This window comes from Glycomyces arizonensis DSM 44726 (genome assembly GCF_000482705.1).
GTDB lineage: Bacteria > Actinomycetota > Actinomycetes > Mycobacteriales > Micromonosporaceae > Glycomyces > Glycomyces arizonensis.
The window spans coordinates 501,855-523,782 of sequence record NZ_AXWO01000001.1; the positions used below are offsets into that span (position 1 = coordinate 501,855).

At 71.1% G+C, this 21,928-nt stretch carries 23 protein-coding genes; 6 read left to right on the forward strand and 17 right to left on the reverse strand.

From position 1 onward, the window contains the following. Positions 1-38: 38 nt before the first annotated feature. On the reverse strand, positions 39-287 hold the full coding sequence (locus tag H613_RS0102305) for a helix-turn-helix domain-containing protein (RefSeq protein ID WP_051392832.1): 249 nt from the start codon (positions 285-287) through the stop codon (positions 39-41). A 213-nt stretch (positions 288-500) separates the two neighbouring features. Here H613_RS0102305 and H613_RS0102310 point away from each other — a divergent pair, with 213 nt between their 5' ends. The 6 genes from H613_RS0102310 to H613_RS0102335 all read left to right on the forward strand — a co-directional run bounded on the left by H613_RS0102310 (position 501) and on the right by H613_RS0102335 (position 6,768). Continuing rightward, on the forward strand, positions 501-1,325 hold the full coding sequence (locus H613_RS0102310) for an ABC transporter ATP-binding protein (RefSeq protein ID WP_026922529.1): 825 nt from the start codon (positions 501-503) through the stop codon (positions 1,323-1,325). A 12-nt stretch (positions 1,326-1,337) separates the two neighbouring features. Continuing rightward, positions 1,338-2,330, forward strand: a complete 993-nt coding sequence (locus H613_RS30585) for an ABC transporter substrate-binding protein (protein WP_035735548.1) — start codon at positions 1,338-1,340, stop codon at positions 2,328-2,330. A gap of 71 nt (positions 2,331-2,401) precedes the next feature. Then, positions 2,402-4,420: an iron ABC transporter permease gene (locus tag H613_RS0102320; protein WP_035735797.1), complete on the forward strand. Its 2,019-nt coding sequence runs from the start codon at positions 2,402-2,404 to the stop codon at positions 4,418-4,420. A 175-nt stretch (positions 4,421-4,595) separates the two neighbouring features. Next, positions 4,596-5,120: a hypothetical protein gene (locus tag H613_RS0102325; protein WP_026922532.1), complete on the forward strand. Its 525-nt coding sequence runs from the start codon at positions 4,596-4,598 to the stop codon at positions 5,118-5,120. 368 nt (positions 5,121-5,488) lie between these two features. Continuing rightward, positions 5,489-5,809 carry an STAS domain-containing protein gene (locus tag H613_RS0102330; RefSeq protein WP_026922533.1) on the forward strand — a complete coding sequence of 107 codons (321 nt, stop codon included), beginning with the start codon at positions 5,489-5,491 and terminating at the stop codon, positions 5,807-5,809. Continuing rightward, positions 5,806-6,768, forward strand: coding sequence for a sensor histidine kinase (locus tag H613_RS0102335; protein WP_026922534.1), 963 nt, complete (start codon positions 5,806-5,808; stop codon positions 6,766-6,768). Before H613_RS0102330 ends, H613_RS0102335 begins: the two co-directional genes overlap by 4 nt. 130 nt (positions 6,769-6,898) lie before the next feature. Here H613_RS0102335 and H613_RS0102340 read toward each other — a convergent pair whose 3' ends face one another. The 16 genes from H613_RS0102340 to H613_RS32325 form a co-directional block, all read right to left on the reverse strand. After that, on the reverse strand, positions 6,899-7,696 hold the full coding sequence (locus H613_RS0102340) for a SigB/SigF/SigG family RNA polymerase sigma factor (protein ID WP_026922535.1): 798 nt from the start codon (positions 7,694-7,696) through the stop codon (positions 6,899-6,901). 830 nt (positions 7,697-8,526) lie between these two features. Then, complete coding sequence (icmA, locus tag H613_RS0102345) at positions 8,527-10,254, reverse strand: coenzyme B12-dependent isobutyryl-CoA mutase large subunit (protein ID WP_026922536.1); 1,728 nt, start codon at positions 10,252-10,254, stop codon at positions 8,527-8,529. A gap of 81 nt (positions 10,255-10,335) precedes the next feature. Beyond that, positions 10,336-10,785 carry a Rid family hydrolase gene (locus tag H613_RS23905; RefSeq protein WP_051392833.1) on the reverse strand — a complete coding sequence of 150 codons (450 nt, stop codon included), beginning with the start codon at positions 10,783-10,785 and terminating at the stop codon, positions 10,336-10,338. 17 nt (positions 10,786-10,802) lie between these two features. After that, the gene (priA, locus tag H613_RS0102355; RefSeq protein WP_026922537.1) at positions 10,803-11,531 is read right to left on the reverse strand and encodes a bifunctional 1-(5-phosphoribosyl)-5-((5-phosphoribosylamino)methylideneamino)imidazole-4-carboxamide isomerase/phosphoribosylanthranilate isomerase PriA; all 729 of its coding nucleotides are present in this window, start codon (positions 11,529-11,531) and stop codon (positions 10,803-10,805) included. After that, entirely contained in the window at positions 11,531-12,148 is a 618-nt protein-coding gene (gene hisH, locus H613_RS0102360) for an imidazole glycerol phosphate synthase subunit HisH (RefSeq protein ID WP_211234665.1), read from the reverse strand. Before hisH ends, priA begins: the two co-directional genes overlap by 1 nt. Positions 12,149-12,158: 10 nt before the next feature. Continuing rightward, the gene (locus H613_RS30590; protein ID WP_156925772.1) at positions 12,159-12,320 is read right to left on the reverse strand and encodes a CG2302 family histidine operon protein; all 162 of its coding nucleotides are present in this window, start codon (positions 12,318-12,320) and stop codon (positions 12,159-12,161) included. Continuing rightward, positions 12,317-12,925 (reverse strand): imidazoleglycerol-phosphate dehydratase HisB, encoded by a 609-nt coding sequence (gene hisB, locus H613_RS0102370; protein WP_026922539.1) that lies wholly within the window; start codon positions 12,923-12,925, stop codon positions 12,317-12,319. The genes H613_RS30590 and hisB overlap by 4 nt, the downstream gene beginning before the upstream one ends. 67 nt (positions 12,926-12,992) lie before the next feature. Continuing rightward, positions 12,993-14,099 (reverse strand): histidinol-phosphate transaminase, encoded by a 1,107-nt coding sequence (locus H613_RS0102375; RefSeq protein ID WP_026922540.1) that lies wholly within the window; start codon positions 14,097-14,099, stop codon positions 12,993-12,995. After that, entirely contained in the window at positions 14,096-15,403 is a 1,308-nt protein-coding gene (hisD, locus tag H613_RS0102380) for a histidinol dehydrogenase (protein ID WP_026922541.1), read from the reverse strand. Before hisD ends, H613_RS0102375 begins: the two co-directional genes overlap by 4 nt. Before the next feature lie 45 nt (positions 15,404-15,448). Continuing rightward, the gene (locus tag H613_RS0102385) at positions 15,449-16,195 is read right to left on the reverse strand and encodes a DUF2567 domain-containing protein (protein WP_026922542.1); all 747 of its coding nucleotides are present in this window, start codon (positions 16,193-16,195) and stop codon (positions 15,449-15,451) included. Between the two features lie 74 nt (positions 16,196-16,269). After that, positions 16,270-17,160, reverse strand: coding sequence for a MinD/ParA family ATP-binding protein (locus H613_RS23910; protein ID WP_245598436.1), 891 nt, complete (start codon positions 17,158-17,160; stop codon positions 16,270-16,272). A 455-nt stretch (positions 17,161-17,615) separates the two neighbouring features. Further along, entirely contained in the window at positions 17,616-18,551 is a 936-nt protein-coding gene (locus H613_RS0102395) for an RluA family pseudouridine synthase (RefSeq protein ID WP_035735554.1), read from the reverse strand. 14 nt (positions 18,552-18,565) lie between these two features. Next, complete coding sequence (gene lspA / locus H613_RS0102400; RefSeq protein ID WP_211234666.1) at positions 18,566-19,225, reverse strand: signal peptidase II; 660 nt, start codon at positions 19,223-19,225, stop codon at positions 18,566-18,568. Next, positions 19,198-19,629, reverse strand: a complete 432-nt coding sequence (locus tag H613_RS0102405) for a TraR/DksA family transcriptional regulator (RefSeq protein ID WP_051392859.1) — start codon at positions 19,627-19,629, stop codon at positions 19,198-19,200. Before H613_RS0102405 ends, lspA begins: the two co-directional genes overlap by 28 nt. Before the next feature lie 383 nt (positions 19,630-20,012). Further along, positions 20,013-20,630: a hypothetical protein gene (locus H613_RS0102410; RefSeq protein WP_026922546.1), complete on the reverse strand. Its 618-nt coding sequence runs from the start codon at positions 20,628-20,630 to the stop codon at positions 20,013-20,015. Between the two features lie 267 nt (positions 20,631-20,897). Beyond that, positions 20,898-21,884: a DivIVA domain-containing protein gene (locus H613_RS32325; protein WP_051392834.1), complete on the reverse strand. Its 987-nt coding sequence runs from the start codon at positions 21,882-21,884 to the stop codon at positions 20,898-20,900. Between the last annotated feature and the right edge of the window lie 44 nt (positions 21,885-21,928).

Consider the following 21,928-nt stretch of genomic DNA (forward strand, 5'->3'; position numbering starts at 1 on the left):
TGCCGCGCCCCCTCGCGGCACCGAGGGCTGCCGGGCCGCTACTCTTCGGCGCCGAGCAGTTCGAGCAGGCGCAGCACCGGCACCCGGTAGCTGTGCCCGATCCTGAGGACCTGGACGGGGAAGTCCCCGTCCTTGGCCAGCCGGTAGGCCACGGTCCGGCCGATCCCGAGGATCTGGGCGGCCGTCTCGACGTTGGTCATCACCCCGAGCGCCTTGACGCGCTCGAGGGTCCAGGTCTCCTCGTCAATGGCGACACTCGAAGGTCCCACCTTCACATCCGGTGTCATGCTCGTCCTTTCTTCCGCGGCGGTCGGTGGGGCGCGCGAACGCGCCCGCACCGGCACGGGGTGCGCCGGTGCACCGCCGTCTCGGATAAGTCGACCCCATATGGCACGGCAAGTCCATAGCGCGGCACGGGATTCACCCGCTCGCGTGTCATCTTCGCCTCCGGGCGTCCACCCCTCTCGACCGCCGGAAGAATGTAGGTTAGCCTTACCTACATGTCTGATGACGCCGGTCTGAGCGGCCGCTCCCTGGAACTCGCCTACTTCGGCGAGACGGTCGTGCACGGCGCCGACATCGAACTGCGCTGCGGCGAGGTCACCGCGCTCCTCGGCCCCAACGGCAGCGGCAAGTCCACCCTGCTGCGCTCCCTGGCCCGGCTCCACCGGCCGAGCGCCGGGGAGATCGCCTTCGACGACGGCACGCCCGCCGCCGCCCTGGCCCCCAAGGACTTCGCCCGGCGCGTCTCCCTGCTCGCCCAGTCCAGGCCCGTCCCCGGCGGCGTCCGCGTCGTCGACGTCGTCGGCTACGGCCGCCACCCCTACCGCGGCCGCTGGCGCTCCGGCGACGAGGACGGCCCCGCCGCCGTCGAACGCGCCATGGGCATCTGCGGCGTCTCAGGCATGGCCGAGCGCGGCGTCGAGACCCTCTCCGGCGGCGAGCGCCAGCGGGTCTGGCTCGCCTCCTGCCTCGCCCAGGACACCGGCGTGCTCCTCCTCGACGAGCCCACCACCTACCTCGACCTGCGGTACCAGGTGGAGATCCTCGACCTCATCCGCGACCTGGCCGACGACCACGGCACCGCCGTCGGCGTCGTCCTCCACGACCTCGACCAGGCCGCCGCCGTCGCCGACCGCGCCGTCCTGCTCCACGGCGGGCGCGTGGCGGCCTCCGGCACGCCCGCCGAGGTCCTCACCCCCGAGAACCTCACCCCCGCCTACGGCATCGACATCGAAGTCGACACCGATCCCGCCACCGGCCTGCTCACGACCCGGCCCATCGGCAAGCACAGCCGGCGGCTCGCGTCCAGCGCCGCCGAATAACGAAGGAACCCGATGCAGCACCACCACCTGCGCGCCGCCGTGCCCGCCTCGCTCGCCGCGGCCGCCCTCCTGGCCACCGCCGCCTGCGGCACCACCGAGGACACCGGCGGCGGCGACGAGACCGACGACGCGGCCGGGCCGGTCTCCACCGTGGACGCCCGCGGCGAGACCGTCGAGCTCGACGCCCCCGCCGAGACCGTCGTGACCCTCGAATGGGCCGAGACCGAGATCGTCGCCAGCCTCGGCACCATGCCCGCGGGCGCGGCCGACCTGGAGGGCTACCAGACGTGGGCGGGCGCGGCCGTGCCGCTCGACGACACCGTCACCGACGTCGGCACCCGCTCCGAGCCGTCCATCGACGCCATCGCCGGACTGGCTCCCGACCTGGTCGTCATGGAGACCGACGACGAGAAGCTCATCCCCCAGCTCGAGGAGTTCACCGCCGTCCTGGTCACCCAGGGCTCCGACGCCGCCGACAACATCGGCCGCATGAAGTCCGACGTCACCATGATCGCCGATCTGCTCGGCAAGGACGACGAGGCCGAGGCGCTCCTGGCCGACTTCGACGCGAAGGTCGAGGAGGTCGCCACCGCGATCGAGGCCGCCGGGACCGCCGACGTGCCGTACCTGTTCGCCGACGGCTGGGACGACGGCTCGACGATCTCCATCCGGCCCTTCGGCGCCGGGTCCCTGCCCGGCGCGCTCGCCGGGGCCGTCGGATTGGCCAACGCCTGGACCGGCGAGACCGACGAGCTGTGGGGCCTGGGCGCCACCGACGTCGAGGGCATGGCCCAGTTCACCGACACCGAGCTCAAGTTCGTCTACAACAACTCGTTCGACGACGACATCTTCAACGAGAAGCTCATGGGCAACGCCATCTGGGACGACCTGAAGTTCGTCGAGGACGGCGAGATGTACGAGCTGCCGCACGGCGCCTGGACCTTCGGCGGCCCCCGCTCCTGCGAGCTCTTCCTCGACTTCTACGCCGAGGTCTACGCGAGTTGAGCCGCACCCTGACACCGCCGGTGCGACCGGAGGACGGGGCCGCGAACCCCCGCTTCCTTCCGGCGGCGACGATGTTCACCGTCACCGCCGGGGTCCTGGTCGCGCTGGCGGCACTCCACCTCACGCAGGGCACGTCGACGGTCGACGCGGGTGACCTGCTGCGCCTGGCCACCGGCTCGGCCGAGCCGGGCGTGTGGAACGTCCTGTCAGGGGCCCGATTGCCGCGCCTGGCCGCGGCCGTCCTCGTCGGCATCGCCCTGGGCGTCTCGGGGAGCCTGCTCCAGTCGATCGCCCGCAACCCCCTGGCCAGCCCCGACACGCTCGCGGTGAACGCCGGGGCGTATCTGGCCGTCACCGTCGTCGCCGCGTTCGGCATCACGCTGCCGCTGCTCTCGGGCGTCGGCGTGGCCTTCCTCGGCGCGATCGCCACCGCGGCGCTCGTGCTCGCCATGGCCTCGGGAGGCGGCTCGGCCACCACCAGGCTCATCCTCGCCGGTTCGGCGACCGCGATGGCCGCGAACTCGGTGGTCTCGCTCCTGCTCATCGTGTTCCAGCAGGAGACGATGGGCCTGTTCGCTTGGGGCTCGGGCAACCTCACGCTCACGGGTTTCGCGCCGCTCCTCCAGACCGGGCCGCTGGTGGCCCTGGCCGTCGCGGGCGCGATCGCGCTCGCCTCCAGGCTCGACGTCATGCGCCTGGGCGACGACACCGCCGCCGGCCTCGGCGTCCACGTGCGGCGCACCCGCCTGTCCGCGGTCGTGATCGCCCTGCTCCTGGCCGCCTGCGCGGTGACCGTGGCCGGGCCGATCGGCTTCGCGGGCCTGGCCGCGCCGGTCGCGGCGCGCCTGATCGCCCAGAAGGTGCCCGAGCTCCTGCCCCACCGCGCGCTGCTGCTCTTCAGCGGCCTGTGCGGCGCGATCGTCATCGTCGGCGCCGACGTGGCGCTGCGGGCGCTGGTCGGCGCCGAGCACAGCGTGTTCATCCCGGTCGGCGTCGCGACCACGATCCTCGGCGCGGGCGTCATGGTGTGGCTGGCGCGCCGGATGACCGGCGCGGGAGCCGACGACCGCCCGGCGATGCTCCACGGCGCGGCGAACCGCGGGCGGCTCGCGTTCGGCCTCATCGTCGCGGGACTGTCGGCGGCCGTCGCCGCGGCGCTGATCGCCGGAATGCTCATGGGCGACCAGCTGCTCCTGGGCGGCGACATCTGGAACTGGGTGCAGGGCCGCACCGGCTCGGCCTACACGTGGATCATCGACCAGCGCTACCCGCGCGTGCTCGCGGCGCTGCTCGCGGGCGCGGCCCTGGCCGCGGCCGGGGCGGTCACGCAGGGCGTGTGCCGCAACCCGCTCGCCGAGCCGGGCATCATCGGCGTCACCGCCGGGGCCGGGGTCGGCGCGGTCGCGTTCATCACGCTCGTGCCGGACGCGGGCACGTGGACGATCACCGGCGCCGCCGCAGCGGGCGGCCTCGCCGCGTTCGCGATCGTGTACCGGCTCGCCTGGAAGGGCGGCCTGGACACCGCGCGGCTCGTGCTGGTCGGCATCGGCGCCGCCGCGATCGGCATGGCGGCCTGCACGCTCATCATCCTGTACTCCGACCCGTGGAACACGCCGAAGGCGATGACCTGGCTCTCGGGCACCACGTACGGGCGCACCGCGGACCGGCTCCTCCCGCTCGCTCTCGCGCTCGCGCTGATCGTGCCGTTCCTGGTCGCGCACCGCCGCGAGATCGATCTGCTGTCGCTGGACGACGACACACCGCGGGTCCTCGGCGTCCGGCTGGAGCGCACGCGGCTGCTGCTGCTCACCGCCGCGGCGGTCCTGACGGCCGCGGCCGTGGCCGTGGTCGGCGTGATCGCGTTCGTCGGTCTGGTCGCCCCGCACCTGGCGCGGGGCCTGGTCGGCTCGCGCCACACGCGGGTGCTGCCGGTGGCGGTCCTGCTGGGAATGCTCCTGGTGAGCGTCGCCGACACGGTGGGCCGCACGGTGATCGCTCCGGCGCAGATCCCGGCCGGGCTGGTGTGCGCGCTGATCGGGACGCCGTACTTCATCTGGCTGCTGTGGCGCAGCCGGATCCGCACGGCCTGACGCCACGCGGTCGGCCGTACAGACACCGTATCCGGCACTGGCGGCGGAACCGGCGCAGCTCTCCACGGGCGGGGCCGCGCCGGGGGCGGGAACCGCAGCGGCGTGCGGGGCGTCTGATGAGCGATACCGCACTAAAATGCCACTGAAGTGCCCTCATAGTTTTGGAGCCCCCGCCATGTCCTATTCGCAGCCGCCCCACTACAGCTTCGGCGATCCCGGCGACAGCCAGCCGCCGCAGCAGCCGATGAGCGGCGGGCCGGCCTACTCGCCGCAGCCGACGTACCAGCAGCAGCCGATGGGACTCCCGACGATGGCCGGGCCGCCGCTGCCCCCGGTCCAACAGAAGCCGTCGCCGGTCGTGCATGCGCTGGGCATCGGGGCAGCGCTGTGCTTCGTCGGCGTCGTGCTGTTCGGGATCCTGTGGTTCCAGGCGCACGGGAAGGCGGGCGACGCCGAGGCCCTCGCCGACGACCGGGCCGCCAGCGTCGACGAGCTCCAAGGACAGCTCGACGACGCCCAGGCGCAGTTGGAGGACCTGCAAGGGCAGGTGGACGAGCTGGAGGGGCAGGCCGCGGACACCGAGGCGATGCAGGCGTGCCTCGACGATCTCGAAACCTACTACGACACCCCGGTCGACTCCCAGGAAGAGCAGGACGCGCTCGACGCGTTCTACGTCTCGTGCGACGCCTGGATCTCCTGATCCCGGCTCGCACGGGCACCGCACGGCGTCCAGGACCGAATGCGAGCGGGGAGCCCTGTCAGTCGCCGGTGGTAAAATTCATGGCCACAATGAGCCGCCTCCGCCCCTGGCTCGATATGCCCGGATCCATCGGGAGCACACCACTGACGCATTGGCTCCGCCATTCGTGGAACCCATAGCACGGAAGCCGGAGCAGCGTCGTTTTCCGGGAGCACCATCGGAGCGCTGCGGCCCTACATGGCAGTGCCTCACACGGCAGTGCCTCACATGGAAGTGGAGTGATGGCAGAGCACGCAGTCAGCGAGTGGCACGGTGTCCGCACGCCTTCTGAGCGAGCGCCGTACCCGCCCCCAGCCGAGGAGCACGACTTGCACGAACCCCTGCGCATCACCGAATACGGCGACAGACGGATCGGCCTGCGGGCCGCCGGCGAGATCGACCTGAACAGCCACGAGGCATGGGCACTGGCGCTGCGCCGCGTGGCGCGCCTGGGCGAGGAGGTCCACCTGGACCTGTCCGGGGTGGCCTTCATCGACGTCCGCGGCACCACGCTGCTGGTGGACGCTGCGGCCGCGCTGCCCGACGGGCACCGGGTCGTGGTGTACGGAGCGCCGCCCGCGCTGCACCGGGTGATTCAGGTCCTGTGGCCGGACGGGACGGCCGCGATCACGTTCGAAGGAGCGCAATGAACTCTGCGATCGTACTGGAGACCGAGGAGCGTTTCGAGCATCCGGCGCTGTTCTACTCCAGCGGCGACGAGTACCTGAACGGCACGATCCCGTTCATCGAGGGGGGACTCACCGCCGGCGAACCGGTGGCAGTAGCCGTGCCGGAGCACAACCTGGAGTCGGTGCGGCGGGCCCTGGGCGCCTCCGCCGAGCGCGTCCTCCTGGTCGACATGGGCGAGGCGGGCGCCAACCCGGGGCGGATCATCCCCAGCGTGGTGCGCACCTTCGCCGACGCCCACCCCGGGCGCCGGGTGCGGATCATCGGCGAGCCGGTGTGGCCTGGCCGCAGCGAGCTGGAGTACCCCGCGTGCGTGCAGCACGAGGCGCTGCTCAACCTCGCGTTCAACGGCCGCGCCGTCACCAAGCTGTGCCCCTACGACGCCGGGGAGCTCGGTCAGCGGGTCCTCGACGACGCCAGGGCCACCCACCCGGTCCTGATCGACCGCACCGGACGGCGCCCCAGCGACCGGTACGACCCCGACCGCATCCTCACCGATTACAACCGGCCGCTCGAGCGCCCGCCGAGGTCGGCCATCGAGCGCGCCGCCGACTACGCCACGCTCGACAACGCGCGCTGGTTCGTCACCGCGTACGGGCGGACCGTGGGACTGTCGGCGATGCAGCTCATCGATCTGGAGATCGCGGTCACCGAGCTGCTCACCAACAGCATCAGCCACGGCGGCGGGCTCGGCACCTTCCGGATCTGGACCGACAGCAGGCATCTGATCTGCGAGGTCAGTGATACGGGGCAGATCACCGATCCGCTGGTGGGGCGGCGTTCGGCCGACGATGCCCAGCACTACGGCCGCGGGCTGCTGCTGGTCAACCAGATCGTCGACCTCGTCCGGATGCACACCTGCCCGGACGGCACCACGGTGCGGATCTACCTGCGGCTGCCCGCCCAGCAGCTCGAAGACTGAACGGGGGCGGCCGCAACGCACGAAGCACGCCGCGGCGAGGCGGCGTGCTTGCGTGATCTTCGCTTGTGTGGGCACAGCCTTTGCTTGTGTGGGCCTGTCTCTTTGCTCGAGTCGGGTGCGACCTTTGCCGCTAGGTCGGGGCGTTGGTAAGGCCTTCGCGCAGGTCGTTGAGCATCCGGTTGAGCAACCGCGACACATGCATCTGCGAGATCCCCACCTCCTCAGCAATCTGCGTCTGCGTCATATCCCCGAAATACCGCAACGCCAAAATCCGACGCTCACGCTCCGGCAACCCCTGCAACAAAGGCACCAAAGACTCATGATTCTCCACAAACTCCAACGCCGCATCCTCCGACCCCACCGACTCCGCCAACGACGCCCGCTCCGCATCCTCAAACGGCGGCTCATCCAACGACACCGCCCGATACGCCTGCCGCGCCTCATACCCCTCGGCCACCTCAGCGACACTGATCCCCAAATGCCGCGCCAACTCCTCAGCCGACGCCGGACGACCCAACTCCTGCGCCAACTCCGCATTCCCCTGATTGATCGCCAACCGCAACTCCTGCAAACGCCTCGGCACCCGCATCGGCCACGACGTATCCCGGAAATGCCGCCGCACCTCCCCCATCACCGTCGGCACCGCATACGACAGAAAATCCGCCCCCTGCGCCGGATCGAACCGATCCACCGCATGAATCAACCCCACCGACGCCACCTGCACCAGATCATCCTTCGCGATCCCCTTCCCCGAGAACCGCTGCGCAATATGCTCGGCCAACGGCAGATACCCCGTCACCAACCGATCCCGCACCTCCGCATGCCGCGGATCACCCGCCTCCAACCCCGCCAACTCCACGAACAACGGCGCCAAATGACCGTACTCGTTGGAAGTGCTTCTTCTTTCCTTCGTCTGCTTGTCCGCCATGGGAATACCACCTTGCCTGTCGTGTTGGCGCGGTACCGGCGCTGGGCCGGCTCGTACTTCATGGGCACTGCCGCGGGCGCGGCCTTCTCGGATGCATCCGGGGGAATGCGGTGTGCTCGGAGCTGAGCCGATGAATCCTTTTCAGAAGCTTTGTTTTCAGAGGCCGTAGTTCTCGATGGCCTCACCCCTGGGGCGGTCTCCGCGGGCGCCGCCTGATTCACGTGTCGGTCGATCACCTCCGGGGTATGCGACTCGCTCAGCATGCATCATTCGATCAGACTACTACATCAAGATCATCTCGTCACGGCCATCGCGAGGAAGTTTTTCCTCCAATTAAACTGTGATGCCGATCATGTCAGCAATTACCCAGGAGTACAGCGTCGGACAATACGGAAATAAAGGGCCATAAACAGGTACTTTACAGCTCAATAATTTGCTTTTGCAACATAGGCAACCACGCGATAAATATTCACAGCGACCACTGAATCCTCAATTTCAATGCTATCCGACATATCGGCGCGCATGTTCGAATAACTATTCACGATCCCTATACAAATTATTGTGAGGATGCCACCAATGGCAGGCGCTTCCATTCAGCGGGACGTTCTGTCTCATTTTCGCGCAACACGGCAAAGCGTCGCGAGACGGCGCCAGCTTCGACCATAGAGGAAAGGGCGCCCTTAGCATCCCTGCTGAAGCATCCCGCACGGGCATTGTCCGTCCGATTTCATCCGCGCACGGTCTGCCGCCGCGCCGCGGCGCGCGGTTCGGGCGGCGGGCGGCCCGGACGCCGCCCATCCGGAGCCCTGAGCAGGCCCTAGAGGCGGGCGCTAAATGCGGGCCGGTTCGCGGTACTCGCCCCACTCCTCGCGCAGCGCCCCGCAGATCTCGCCGAGGGTCGCCTCGGCGCGGGCGGCGTCCAGGATCGGCTCGATGAGGTTCGCCGAGCCGCGCGCGGCGGTGACGACCTCCCCGAGGGCGCGGCGCACGGCCGCGTCGTCGCGTCCGGCGCGGCGGCGCTCGAGCGCCGAGCGCTGCTCGCGCTCGACCTCGCCGGAGATGCGCAGGATCTCCAGCTCGGGCGTGACGGTCTCGGTCAGCTCGGTGACGCCCACGACGTGCTTGTCGCCCGCCTCGAGCTGCTGCTGATAGGCGAAGGCGGCCTCGGCGATCTGGGCGTTGAACCAGCCCTCCTCGATGCCGCGCAGGATCCCGCTCGTCACGGGGCCGATCTCATGGCGTTCTGCCGCATCCCTCGCGGTCGCCGCCGGGTCGTCCCCGGACTCGCCGCCGAGGGCGAGGATCTGGACGAACAGCTCCTCGGCGGCCGCCTCGATCTTGTCGGTGAGCGCCTCGACGTACCAGGACCCGCCGAGCGGGTCGGCCACGCTCGTCACGCCGGTCTCGTCGCGCAGCACGGCCTGGGTGCGCAGCGCGATCTCGGCGGCCTGGTCGGTCGGCAGCGCCAGCGTCTCGTCGAGGGCGTTGGTGTGCAGGGAGTTCGTGCCGCCCAGGACGGCGGCGAGCGCCTCGACGGCGGTGCGCACCACGTTGTTGTACGGCTGCTGGGCCGTCAGGGAGACCCCCGCGGTCTGGGTGTGGAAGCGGAGCCACTGCGCGCGCTCGGTCCGCGCTCCGTAGACGGTGCGCATCCACTTGGCCCAGATGCGGCGGGCGGCGCGGAACTTCGCGATCTCCTCGAAGAAGTCGACGTGGGCGTCGAAGAAGAACGACAGGCCCGGCGCGAAGCGGTCGACGTCGAGCCCGCGCGAGAGCCCCAGCTCGACGTACGAGAACCCGTCGGCGAGCGTGAAGGCGAGCTCCTGCGCGGCGGTCGACCCGGCCTCGCGGATGTGGTAGCCCGAGACCGACAGGGGCTTGTAGCGGGGGATGTTGGCCTCGCAGTAGGCCATGAGGTCGCCGATGAGCCGCAGGTGCGGCTCGGGCGGGAACAGCCACTCCTTCTGGGCGATGTACTCCTTGTGGATGTCGGTCTGGAGCGTGCCGTCGAGGGTCGACAGGTCGACGCCCTGGCGTTCGGCGGCGGCCAGGTACATGCAGAAGATCGGGACCGCCGGGCCCGAGATCGTCATCGACGTGGTGGTCGAGCCGAGGTCGATGCCGTCGAAGAGGGTCTCCATGTCGGCGGTGGAGTCGACGGCGACGCCGCAGTGGCCGACCTCGCCCACGGCGGCGGGCTCGTCGGAGTCGCGGCCCATGAGCGTGGGCATGTCGAAGGCGACGCTGAGGCCGCCTCCTCCGGCGCCGAGGAGCATCTTGTAGCGCTCGTTGGTCTGCTCGGCGTTGCCGAAGCCGGAAAACTGCCGGATCGTCCACGCGCGGCCGCGGTAGCCGGTCGGGTAGAGCCCGCGCGTGTAGGGGTACTCGCCGGGCCAACCGATGCGCTCCATGCGGGGATCGGCGGTTCCTTCGGGCGGGCCGTAGACCGGATCGACCTCCATGCCCGACAGCGTCGTGAAGTCGGCATCGCGCTTGGGGGCGGATGCGTAGCGCTTCGCCCAGCGTTCGCGGGCTTCGGCGATCTCCTCAGGGTCCACGTCGACACCTTCCCGTCATGGTCGGCCTTGTGGGCCGCGCCTTCCGTCCTGCCCAATACTACGAGGCAACTGAACGCTCGTTCAGGTCGGTTCCGCCAGTCGATGTCCCTCACTCGCGGCGAAGCTTGCGAGCCGTAAATCTGGCCACGCTCGAAACGCCTCGAGTTCGACCGCGACCAGTTGGCCGGGGTGGAGGAGCTGCGCGACGGTCACGACCGTGGCCGTCGGCTTCACGACGCCGAAGAACTCGCCGTGGACGCGGCCCACCGGGTCGGCGTGGGCCGGGTCGGTCACGTACAGCCGCGAGCGCACGACGTCGGCCACGCTCGCGCCCGCGTGGACGAGCGCGTCGAGCGCGGTGCGGAACGCCTCCTTCGCCTGGGCGCCGGGGTCGTCGAGCAGGCTCGGACGGCCCTCGACGTCGGCGGTGCAGGCGCTGGTCACCACCAGCGGCCCCACCGCCACGGCGCGCGAATACCCGTACAGCTGCGCCCACGGCCCTGATTCCTCGACGCGCTTCACCAGAGCCATGCGTGCCTCCCAGTCGGCTAGAGCTCCTTCAGGAGGTTCAACGCCTCAGCGACCGTGAAGTTACGCTCGTACAGCGCCGTTCCGACGATCGCGCCCTCCACGCCGACGTCCGTGAGGGTCGCCAGCGCGCGCAGGTCGTCCAGCGACGAGACGCCGCCGGAGGCGATGACCGGCTTGTCGGTGGCCTCGCAGACGCTGCGCAGCAGGTCCAGGTTCGGTCCTGAGAGCATGCCGTCGCTCTTGACGTCGGTGACGACGTAGCGGGCGCACCCGGCCCGCTCCAGGCGCTCCAGGGTCGCGAACAGCTCGCCGCCCTCGCGGGTCCAGCCGCGCGCGGCCAGGCGCCCGCCCTTGACGTCGAGGCCGATGGCGACGCGGTCGCCGTACTCGCCGCAGATCCGGTCGCACCACTCGGCGTGCTCCAGCGCCGCGGTGCCGATGTTGACGCGCCGGGCCCCCGAGTCCAGGGCCCGCTTCAGCGTCTCGTCGTCCCTGATGCCGCCGGAGATCTCGACCTGCATGTCGACCTGGGAGACGACCTGGGCGAGCAGCTCGTGGTTGGTGCCGCGCCCGAAGGCGGCGTCGAGGTCGACCAGGTGGAGCCAGTCCGAGCCTTGGCGCTGCCATTCGAGGGCGGCCTCCAGCGGGTCGCCGTACTGCTTGCCGGAACCGGCGATCCCCTGGACGAGCTGGACGGCCTTGCCGCCGGTGACGTCGACGGCGGGCAGAAGTTCAAGCGTGCTCATTACTGCAATCCTTTGATCCAGTTGGCGAGGAGGGCGGCGCCCGCGTCGCCGGACTTCTCCGGGTGGAACTGGGTGGCCGAGACCGAGCCTCGCTCGACGGCGGCGACGAACGGCTCGCCGTGGACGGCGGTGGCCGTGAGCGCGCCGGGCGGGGCGGCCTTGGCGGCGTAGGAGTGGACGAAGTAGAAGCGCTCGCCGGGGTCGATCCCGGCGAACAGGCGCATCCCGGCGGGCGCGTCGACGGTGTTCCAGCCCATGTGCGGGACGCGGTCGGCCTCGATGCGGTCCACGCGGCCCTCGAAGACGCCGAGCCCCGCGGTCTCGATGCCGTGCTCGACGCCTTCGGCGAAGAGGATCTGCTCACCGACGCAGATGCCGAGAATGGGCGCCTCGGCTTCGGCCCGCTCGCGGACGACCGCGTCGAGGCCGTGCTCGGCGACCCCGGCCATGCAGGCGGCGAAGGCGCCCACGCCGGGCACGACGAGGCCGTCGGCGCGGCGGGCGGCGTCGAGGTCGCTGGTGAGCTCGACGTCGGCCCCGGCCCGCTCCAGCGCGCGGTGCGCGGAGCGGAGGTTGCCCGAGCCGTAGTCGAACAGGGCCACTGTCGGTTTCGGCACCGCGTGCCTCCTAGCCGTAGATGAGGTAGACGCCGCCCGCGAACGCGAGGACGGCGATGACGAGGCAGACGATCGCGGCGGCGCGCCTGCCGCCGGTGCGCAGGCTCTGGGCGCCGCCGAGGAGGATCCCGGCGAGCGCCATGAGCAGCAGCGGGCCGGCGTACTCGTTCACAGGACGCCCTTGGTGGAGGGGATGTCGTCCCCGTCGATGCGCGTCGCGGCCTTGAGCGCGCGGGCGAGGGCCTTGAACTGGGCCTCGATGACGTGGTGCGCGTCGGGCTTCTGGCCCGGGTTCGACGCGCGCAGCACGGTGACGTGCAGGCAGATCCTCGCGTGGTAGGCGAAGGACTCGAGGATGTGGCGGGTCATCGAGGTCGGGTAGTCGGTGTTGATCATCGGCGCGATGTCGACCGGCTCCTCGTGGACCATGTAGGGCCGCCCGGACAGGTCGACGACGGCGCGGGCGAGGACCTCGTCGAGCGGCACGGACGCGTCGGCGAAGCGGACCACGCCGGCCTTGTCGCCGAGAGCCTCGGCGAAGGCCTGGCCGAGGGCGATCGCGGTGTCCTCCATGGTGTGGTGGGCGTCGATGTGGAGGTCGCCCTTGACGTTGATCTTGAGGTCGAAGCCGCCGTGCTTGCCGAGCTGGTGGAGCATGTGGTCGTAGAAGCCGACGCCGGTGGCGATCTCCACGGTCTTCTCGGTGCCGTCCAGGTCGACGTAGACGTCGACGCCGGTCTCACCGGTCGTGCGCGTGATGTGCGCGGTGCGGCTCACTGCTGGTTCTCCTTCTCGGGCGAAGCTCGCGGGCCGCGGATCGGCCCTTCTCGGCGAGGCTTGCGGGTCATGAATCGGTGCTGAACAGTTCGGGTCGTCGCGCCATGACGGTCTCGACGGCGTCGAGGAAGGCGGTGGTCTCCTCCTCGGTGCCCGCGGTGATGCGCAGGCACCCCGGCAGGCCGACGTCGCGGATGAGGACACCCTGGTCGAGGACGGCCCGCCAGACCGCGGCGGCGTCGGCGAGGCCGCCGAAGAGCACGAAGTTGGCGTCGGAATCGGCCACGGGCAGGCCCTTGGCGCGCAGGTTCTTGACGATGCGGTCGCGTTGGTGCTTGAGCTCGTCCACCTCGGCCTGGAGCTGGGCGGCGCAGGCCAGAGCGCCGCGGGCGGCGGCCTGCGTCAGGCTCGACAGGTGGTACGGCAGGCGCACCAGGAGCAGCTTCTCGACGAGCTCGGGGTCGGCCGCGAGGTAGCCGACGCGGGCTCCGGCGAACGCGAAGGCCTTGCTCATGGTGCGGCTGACCACGAGGCGCCTGCGGCCCTCCAGGCGGTTCAGGGCGGTCGAGTTCGGGTCGCGGGCGAACTCGACGTACGCCTCGTCGACGATGACGATGCCGCGGGCGGCCTCGTAGGCGGCCTCGATGACGTCGGCATCGAGCGCGGTCCCGGTCGGGTTGTTCGGGCTGACGAGGAAGACCAGGTCCGGGTCGTGCTCGGTGATCGCGCGCCGCACGTGGTCGGCACTGAGCGTGTAGTCGTCTTCGCGTCCGGCGTCGATGAAGGCGGTGCCGGTGCCGCGCGCGAGCAGCGGGTGCATCGAGTACGACGGCATGAAGCCGAGGACGGTGCGGCCGGGGCCGCCGAAGGCCTGGAGCAGCTGCTGGAGGATCTCGTTGGAGCCGTTGGCGGCCCACACGTGGTCGGCGGTCAGGCCGTGGCCGAGGTAGGCGGCGAAGTCGGCGCGCAGTGCGGTGGCGTCGCGGTCGGGGTAGCGGTTGAGGCCGCGGACCTCCCGCGACAGGTGCTCCTCGATGACGGCGGCGACGTCGGCGGGGATCGCGTAGGCGTTCTCGTTGGTGTTCAGCTGCACCGGCACGTCGAGCTGCGGCGCGCCGTAGGGCGTCTGGCCGCGCAGGTCGGGGCGCAGCAGGTTCTCGAGTTCCTCGGTCATCGGGCGAACCTCGCCGTGACGGCCTCGCCGTGGCTCGGGAGGTCTTCGGAGTTCGCGAACGCCACCACGTCGTCGGCGACGGCCGCCAGGGCCTCGCGCGAGTAGTCGACGATGTGGACGCCGCGCAGGAAGGTGTGGACGCTCAGCCCCGCCGAGTGGCGGGCGCACCCGCCGGTCGGGAGCACGTGGTTCGATCCGGCGCAGTAGTCGCCGAGGGAGACCGGCGAGTGGGCGCCGACGAAGATCGCCCCGGCGTTGCGGACGCGGCCCGCGACGGCGCGGGCGTCGGCGCACTGGATCTCGAGGTGCTCGGCGGCGTAGGCGTCGGCGACCGCGACGGCCTCGTCGATGTCGGCGACGAGGATCGTCCCGGACTGCTCCCCCGCCAGCGCGGTGGCGATGCGCCCTGAGTGGCGCGTGGCGGGGACGCGGGCGGCGAGCTCGGCGTCGACGGCGTCCGCCAGCTCGGGCGAGGTGGTGATGAGGACCGAGGCGGCGGCCGGGTCGTGCTCGGCCTGGCTGATGAGGTCGACCGCGACGTGGGCCGGGTCGGCCCCGGCGTCGGCGATGACGGCGATCTCGGTGGTCCCGGCCTCGGCGTCGATGCCGACCAGGCCCTTGACGGCCCGCTTGGCGGCGGTGACGTAGATGTTGCCCGGGCCGGTGATCATGTCCACCGGTTCGCACTCTCCGGCGCCGTAGGCGAACATGCCGATGGCGGCGGGGCCGCCGACGGCGTACACCTCGTCGATGCCGAGCAGTCCGGCGACGGCGAGGATGCCCGCGTCGGGCAGGCCGCCGTTCGACTTCTGGGCCGGGGAGGCCAGCGCGATGGACTCGACGCCCGCGATCTGCGCGGGGACGGCGTTCATGATGACGCTGGAGGCGAGCACGGCGAGCCCGCCGGGCGCGTACAGGCCGACGCGGCCGACCGGGACGTAGCGTTCGGTGACGGTGCCGCCGGGGGCGACCTCGGTGACGACCTCGGGGAGGCGCTGGGCCCGGTGGGCGGCGCGGACGCGGTCGATGGAGGTCAGGTAGGCGCGGCGCAGGTCGGCGTCGAGGCCGCCCGCGGCGTCCTTGATCGCGGCCTCGGGGACGCGCAGGTGCTCCAGATGCACGCCGTCGAAGCGCTCGACGGTCTCGACGACGGCGGGCTTGCCGCGGTCGGCGATGTCGTCGAGGAGCGGCTGGATCTGCCGCAGGGCCGCGTTCACGTCGAAGGCGGCGCGCGGCAGCAGGCCGCGCAGGGCGCGGGCCGACTGGGCGGCTACTTCTCCTGAAAGGTCGATGCGTCTGAGCACGCTACAAGGGTAGTTGGCGCGAATCGGCGAGGGAAAGGCATACCGCTATTCGGGAACGCGCGCCCGAAGGCTGGGCCGAAGACTGGGCCATCGTGACCAACCTGCGCAGACGGTGTAAGTGAAGACCGCGGCCAGGGCCATGACGCCGAGCGCGCCGAGCTGGAACGAGTCGAGCGCGGCTGTGACATGCCCGACCTTGAGCTCGTCCCAGGCGGTGCCGGGGTCGAGCGAGACGAACAGGACCGAGGGCGGGCGCCACATGTGCATGCCGGGCGCGGCGGCCCTGGCGGCGTCCCAGAACGCCTCCCATTCGGCGCGGCCGATGCGCCAGGCGACGACCTGGCAGGCGATGGAGCCGATGACGAGGCCGAGCAGGACGATCGGGCCGCGCCGCCCGCGCATGGCGTACCAGGCGACGATCGCGGCGAGGATGCCGAGCGCCAGGCCCATGCCCGCGAAGTACAGGTCGGCGCGGACGTAGCCGTCGGAGTAGGTGTCGACGGCGTACCAGCCGCCTTCGACGGTGACGAATTCGACTCTGGGGGTGATGACCTGCCACAGCATCGCGAAGGGGAAGCCGAGGGCGGTGAGGATCACGGCGAGCGCCCCGGAGGCCAGCAGGTCGCGCCCGAGGGTCCGGCCCGAGCGGCGGCCGCGCCGCTCGGCGGGCCCGTCGTCCGGGGACGTTCCGGCCACGGCGGCCCCCGGCAGGCCGGCGTCGGCGTTCTGGACGTCGTCGGGGAGGGCCTCGGCGGGACGGAGTTCGGCGGTGCGCTCGGCGTCGTCTGTCACGCCGACGATCCTGCCACAGCGGTGCTACCGCCCGCCGAAGTCCCAGGCCCCTGCTCGGGGGCCTCGGGCGAGCACTAGAGCCCGTCGACGATGGTCGCGGCGGCCTCGAACCAGGCGGTGCGGGTGGCGGGGCGCAGCGCGGAGAACTCGATCTTGGCGCCGGGCTCCAGCGCGGGGTCGTAGGGCACGACGGCGACGGCGCGGGTGCGCGACGAGAAGTGCTGGCGCAGGTCGTCCAGCAGCGGCCCGGAGTTCGGCGTGGGCATCGACAGGAGCGTCACGGCGTTCTCGACGAGGTGGCCGTAGCCGTTCTCCGCGAGCAGGTCGAGCATCCAGTCCGCGGAGAACGCGGCGTCCTCGCGGGGGACGGTGGTGACGACGAGGCGGTCGACCGAGGAGACGACGGTGCGCCAGTTCGCGGACTCGACGTTGTTCCCGGTGTCGATGCAGACGACCTGGTGGGTGCGGGTGAGGATGTCGAGCACCCGCAGGACCGTGGTCGGGTCGAGCTGGCGCTGGAGCTTGGGGTCCTCGTCGCCCGCGAGGACGTCGAAGGAGCCGTCCGCGGAGTGGCGGAGGAACTCGTCGAGATGCTCGGGCAGGTGCACCCCGGCCGCTTCGACGTCGTTCAGGTGCTCGACGAGGTGGCGGATGGTGCGCCCGTGCCGGGCCGAACCGGCTCGCAGGCCCAGCGTGCCGCGCAGTTCGTTGTCGTCCCAGGCGATCACGCCGCCGTCGCGGGCGGTGCCGATCGCGGCCGCCGAGAGCACGGTGGCGGTGGTCTTGTGGACGCCGCCCTTGGGGTTGATGAACGCGATGACCTGGCTGCGGCCGAGGTCGCGGCGCAGCCGCTCCATCGTCGCGGGGCTCGGTCCGGCGGCGGGGGGCGGCTGGTGCCTGACGGAGGCGGGCGGGAGGCCGCGGGGCATCTGCGGCGGGGTCTGGGGCGGGAGCTGCTGCGGCACGGGCCGTCGCCCTGCCGAGGGCACGGAATGCTGCCGCTGCGGGGGCGGCGCCGGAGGCGCCACCGGCGGGGAGGCGTAGGTCTCGCGGGGCGGCGGTGTGGGCGTCTGCTGCGCGCCACTGCGGCCGCGCCCCCGTCCCAGCAAGTTCCGCCACTTCGACCCCGAATCGGGGCGTTCGCTCCAAGCTTCGGGTGAACCCACGCGCAACCTCCTCTCGGCCAAGCTGAAATGCCGTGTCTTCCCAGCCTGACGACTACCACCCGCGACTATTAGAACACAACGATTCCTCAAGGCCGCTCGTGAATCGCGGGCGCGCGGCCCGGCTCGGGGAGACGTTCGTTACTCCTTCGCCGGTGCGGCGGGCGGCAGCGGGGGCCGCTTCGGCCCCGTGACACCCGCCGCCGCCCAGTGCGGCGTTGCGCCGGGCGGTCGGTAGTGGCCAGTCTAGTGGCTCCTCATTGCTCGGCCCGCAACCGCGCCAGGGCGGTCTCGAGATCCTCGGGGTATTCACTCTCGAAGGTGACGGTTTGTCCGCTCCCGGGGTGGGTGAACTCGAGCCGGTAGGCGTGCAGCCATTGCCTGGTCAGGCCGAGTCGCTCGGTCATGGTGGGGTCGGCGCCGTAGGTGGCGTCGCCGACGAGCGGGTGGCCGAGGGCGGAGAAGTGGACGCGGATCTGGTGGGTGCGGCCGGTCTCCAGGACGATGTCCGTCAGCGAGGCGCCGGGGAAGACCTCGATGGTGTCGTAGTGGGTGACGCTGGGCTTGCCTCCGGCGACGACCGCCCACTTGTAGTCGTGCCTCGGGTGGCGCCCGATCGGCGCGTCGACGGTGCCCGAGAGCGGGTCGGGGTGGCCTTGGGCGATGGCGCGGTAGCGCTTGGAGACGCGGCGCTCCTTGAAGGCCCGTTTGAGCTCGGAGTAGGCCCGTTCGCTCTTGGCGACGACCATCAGGCCGGAGGTGCCGACGTCGAGGCGGTGCACGATGCCCTGGCGCTCCTCGGGGCCGTGGCTGGAGAGGCGGTACCCGGCGGCGGCGAGGCCGCCGGTGACGGTCGGGCCGCTCCAGCCGGGGCTGGGGTGGGCGGCGACGCCGACGGGCTTGTTCACCACGACGATGTCGTCGTCGGAATGGATGACGTCGAGCCCCTCGACCGGCTCGGCCGCGGCGGCGCGGACGTCTTCCGGCGGGGGCGGCAGGAGCACTTCGAGCCAGGCTCCGGCGCTGAGGCGCTCGGACTTGGTCGCGCAGGCGCGACCGTCGACGGTGACGTCGCCGGAGGCCACCAGCTCGGCCGCGACGGTGCGCGAGAGCCCGAGCAGGCGGGAGACGGCCTGGTCGACCCGCTGGCCTTCGAAGCCTTCGGGGACCGGGAGCGAGCGCGTCTGGCGCATCGTGGAAGCGGCGCTCACCGCTCGGGCTCCGGCTCGCCCTTGGGGCGCCGGGACTGCGGCGAGAAGCCGCGTCCGGTCAGTTCGAGCAGCACGATGAGGATCACGCCGCACACGAGGGCGGAGTCGGCGAGGTTGAAGATCGCGAAGACCTCGCCGCGGGGCTCGAACACGCTGATGAAGTCGACGACGTGGCCTTGGGCGAAGTTGCCGTCGAGCGGGTCGCCGGGGTGCGACGGGGCGCGGAGGTACCGGTCCACGAGGTTCCCGGCGGCGCCGCCGAGGACCAGGCCCAGCGCGATCGCCCAGGCGGGGTAGACGATCCTGCGGGCCAGGTAGACCAGGAAGACCACGACGCAGGTGGCCACGATCGCCAGGACCCACGTGTAGTCGGTGAACATGCTGAACGCCGCGCCCGAGTTGAACGTCAGGCTCAGGTACGCCAGGCCGCCGAGGACGCGGACCGGCTCGCCGGGCTCGACGCCGTCGAGGATGAGGGCCTTCGTGAGCTGGTCGAGACCGATGGCGGCGGCCGCGATCAGGTAGCAGGCCAGCATCAGGCCCGGTCGGCGCCTGGAGGCGCGCTCGGGGGTGTCGTCGTCTCGCTCCGGTTTGCCGGCCATGGCGGTGTCGGGCTGCGTGTCCTCGCTCAGCGTCGTTCCTCCAGCTGTTTGCAACTGACGCAGAGGGTAGCCGACGGGAAGGCGGCGAGGCGAGCCGCCGGGATGGGTTTACCGCACTTCTCACAGATGCCGTAGTCGCCGGCGTCGACGCGGTCGAGGGCGTGGCTGACCTGCCGGATGCGCTCGGAGATGGCGCCCGCGACCGCCACCTCGTGCTCGTGCTCGACGGTCTTGGAGCCGGAGTCGATCTGGTCGTCGCCCGCGGTGTCGGAGAGGCGCTCGCGCTGCGCGACGGCGATGGAGCTGACGAAGCGCTGCTGCTCCTCAAGGAGCTCGTCGAGGCGCTCCTGGAGGGCGGCGCGCAGTTCGGCCTGCTCGGCCTCGGTGCGGACGGGCTGGTCACCGGCCTTGGCGGCCGGAGCGGAAGGCGGGGTCGTCTGCTTCACGGTCTTCTTCACCGCTTTCTTGGCGGGGAGGTGCTCGGTGGCCTTCTTGGCGGTCTTCTTCGCCGCTTTCTTGGCCGCCTTCTTCGCGGCCTTGGGTTCGGTCTTCTTGGCTGCACTCATGACGGGCCTCTGGAGGGGTGTGTCGGAGTCGGTTCCGGTCGGCACCGGGCGGTCCACGCGTACGGACGCGGGCCCTCCCCGGACGGGTTCAGGGTGGCGGCGTTCGGCATCATGGCTCCCAGTTCGTGTACCTCATGACACCTCGTCAAGACGAGGACAATGCGCGGTGGGACCCTTGGAGTGGGCGCACGCCGCGCAATTAAGCACACAGGATACGCAAGACCTGCAACTAGGTCAATTACTTCGGGAACTTGTGTCCGGACTGTGCGTGCGGGTCAGCGCCCCGCCATCGGGGCCATGAGCAGGCGGGAGGCCGGCTCGCACAGCGAGCAGGGGGAGAATCCCAGTTCGAGGGCCTCGGCGATGGCGAGCGGCTCGTGGTCGCGGCCCACCAGGTGGACGCAGGTGGCGTGGTGGAAGCGGGGGCGGCCGTCGACGACGGCGACCTCGGCGTCCAAGCGCATGAGCGCGGCCGCGTCGACGCTGCTCATGCGCTGCTCGGCGGGCTCGTCGGCCAGGTCGAGGGGTTCTTCGGCGGCGTGCGCGGCGCGGCCGCCGCCGCCGCGGCGCCGCGGCGGGGTCTCGAACCTGATCTCGGGCTCGCGGTCGACCGCGTAGTCCGTGGATTCGAAGACGCGCCCGGCGACGACGGGGAGCTCGGTGGTGGGGGTGTCGTCGAGCCCGATGCGGGTGAGCTCCTGGGTGTCGTCGGCCGCGGGGCGGCGCGGGGTGTCCGGGCGCGGTGCGCGACCGCGGGCCCCGATGTAGAGGGCGACGCCCGCCGCCAGGCTCGTCGCGATCGACGAGATGAGCAGGGGGTCGTTGCCGGTGATCAAACCGATGGTCAACAAGACCGCCGCAGTGACGAGGATCAGCAGGCTGCTGACGATCACGACGAGTCGCCTCCCAGGCGCGAGAGGTCTCCACCCCCGCGCGGTCCCTCGCGGCCCGACGGCCGCGACCAGTGAACGCATGCGTGGCGGTGAGGGCGCCTTCGGCGCGGCCGGGAGCCGTCCTGGCGCCCTCACCTGCTCACTCATGTCTAACGAGGCGATGCCCGTTCAGGTTATGGCCTGAGGGCGGACCATGCGAGGGGTGGATCGTCCGCGCGGGCCGGACAGGCCCGCTGCCCGCACTGGCGGACTTCCCGGGCCGCGGGGTTATCCGCGCGGGCCGGGGAGGCTGCTGGCGAAACCGCCGTTCCGGGCGGCGGCGCCCTTGCTGCCGGTCCGCTCGTTCTCGACCGCTTCCGCGGCGGCCTGCTCGAAGGCCTCGTCCTCGGGGGCGGCCTGCTGGCCGTTGAGGTCGCGCAGCTGGCTCTCGAGGTAGAGCTTCAGGCGGGTGCGGTACTCGCGCTCGAAGGTCTTGAGCTCTTCGATGTGCTTGAGCAGCGAGGAGCGCTTGTTCTCCAGGGCGCCCATGACCTTCTGGCGCTCCTGCTCGGCCTCGATCTCGAGTCGCTCGGCCTTGTCGCGGGCCTGCCCCACCAGGTCCTCGGCTTGCGCCCGGGCCTCGGTGACCATCGTCTCGGACTCGCGCTGCGCCTCGACGACCATGGTCTTCGATTCGCGCTGGGCCTTGGTGACCATCGTCTGGGACTCGCGCTGGGCCTCGGTCATCATCGCGCTGGCCTCGCGCTGCGCCTCGCTCACCATGTTGTCGGCCTCCTTGCGGGAGTCCTCCAGGTGCTCGTCGGCGGTGCGCTGCGCGACCATGAGCAGCCGCAGGGCCTCCTGCTCGCCGCCCTGGCCGGGGCCTCCTTCGCCGCCGCCCTGTGGGGCGCGCTGCTGCTGTTGCTGCAACTGCTGCTGGAGCTGCTGGATCTGCTGCTGCGAGGCCACCATCTGCTGGTGGGTCTCGTGCATCTCGGCCTCGAGCTCTTGCATCTGCTGCTCGGCGGCGTGCTTCTCCCGCTGCACTCGGTCGAGTGCGGCGGCCATCTCGGCGTGGTCGGCGGCCCCGGGGGGAGCACCGGCGCGGAGGCTCTCGATCTGGGCGCGAAGTTCGCCGTTCTCATCGCTGAGGCGGGCGAGTTCACGCTCCACCTCGTCGAGGAAACCGTCGACCTCGTCCTCGTCGTATCCGCGCTTTCCGAGCATGGGTTTCTTGAACGTGACGTTGTGAACGTCTGCTGGGGTCAGCGGCATTCGAAACTCCTTCTCAGCTATTCGCCTGGCGGCCAGGGCCACTC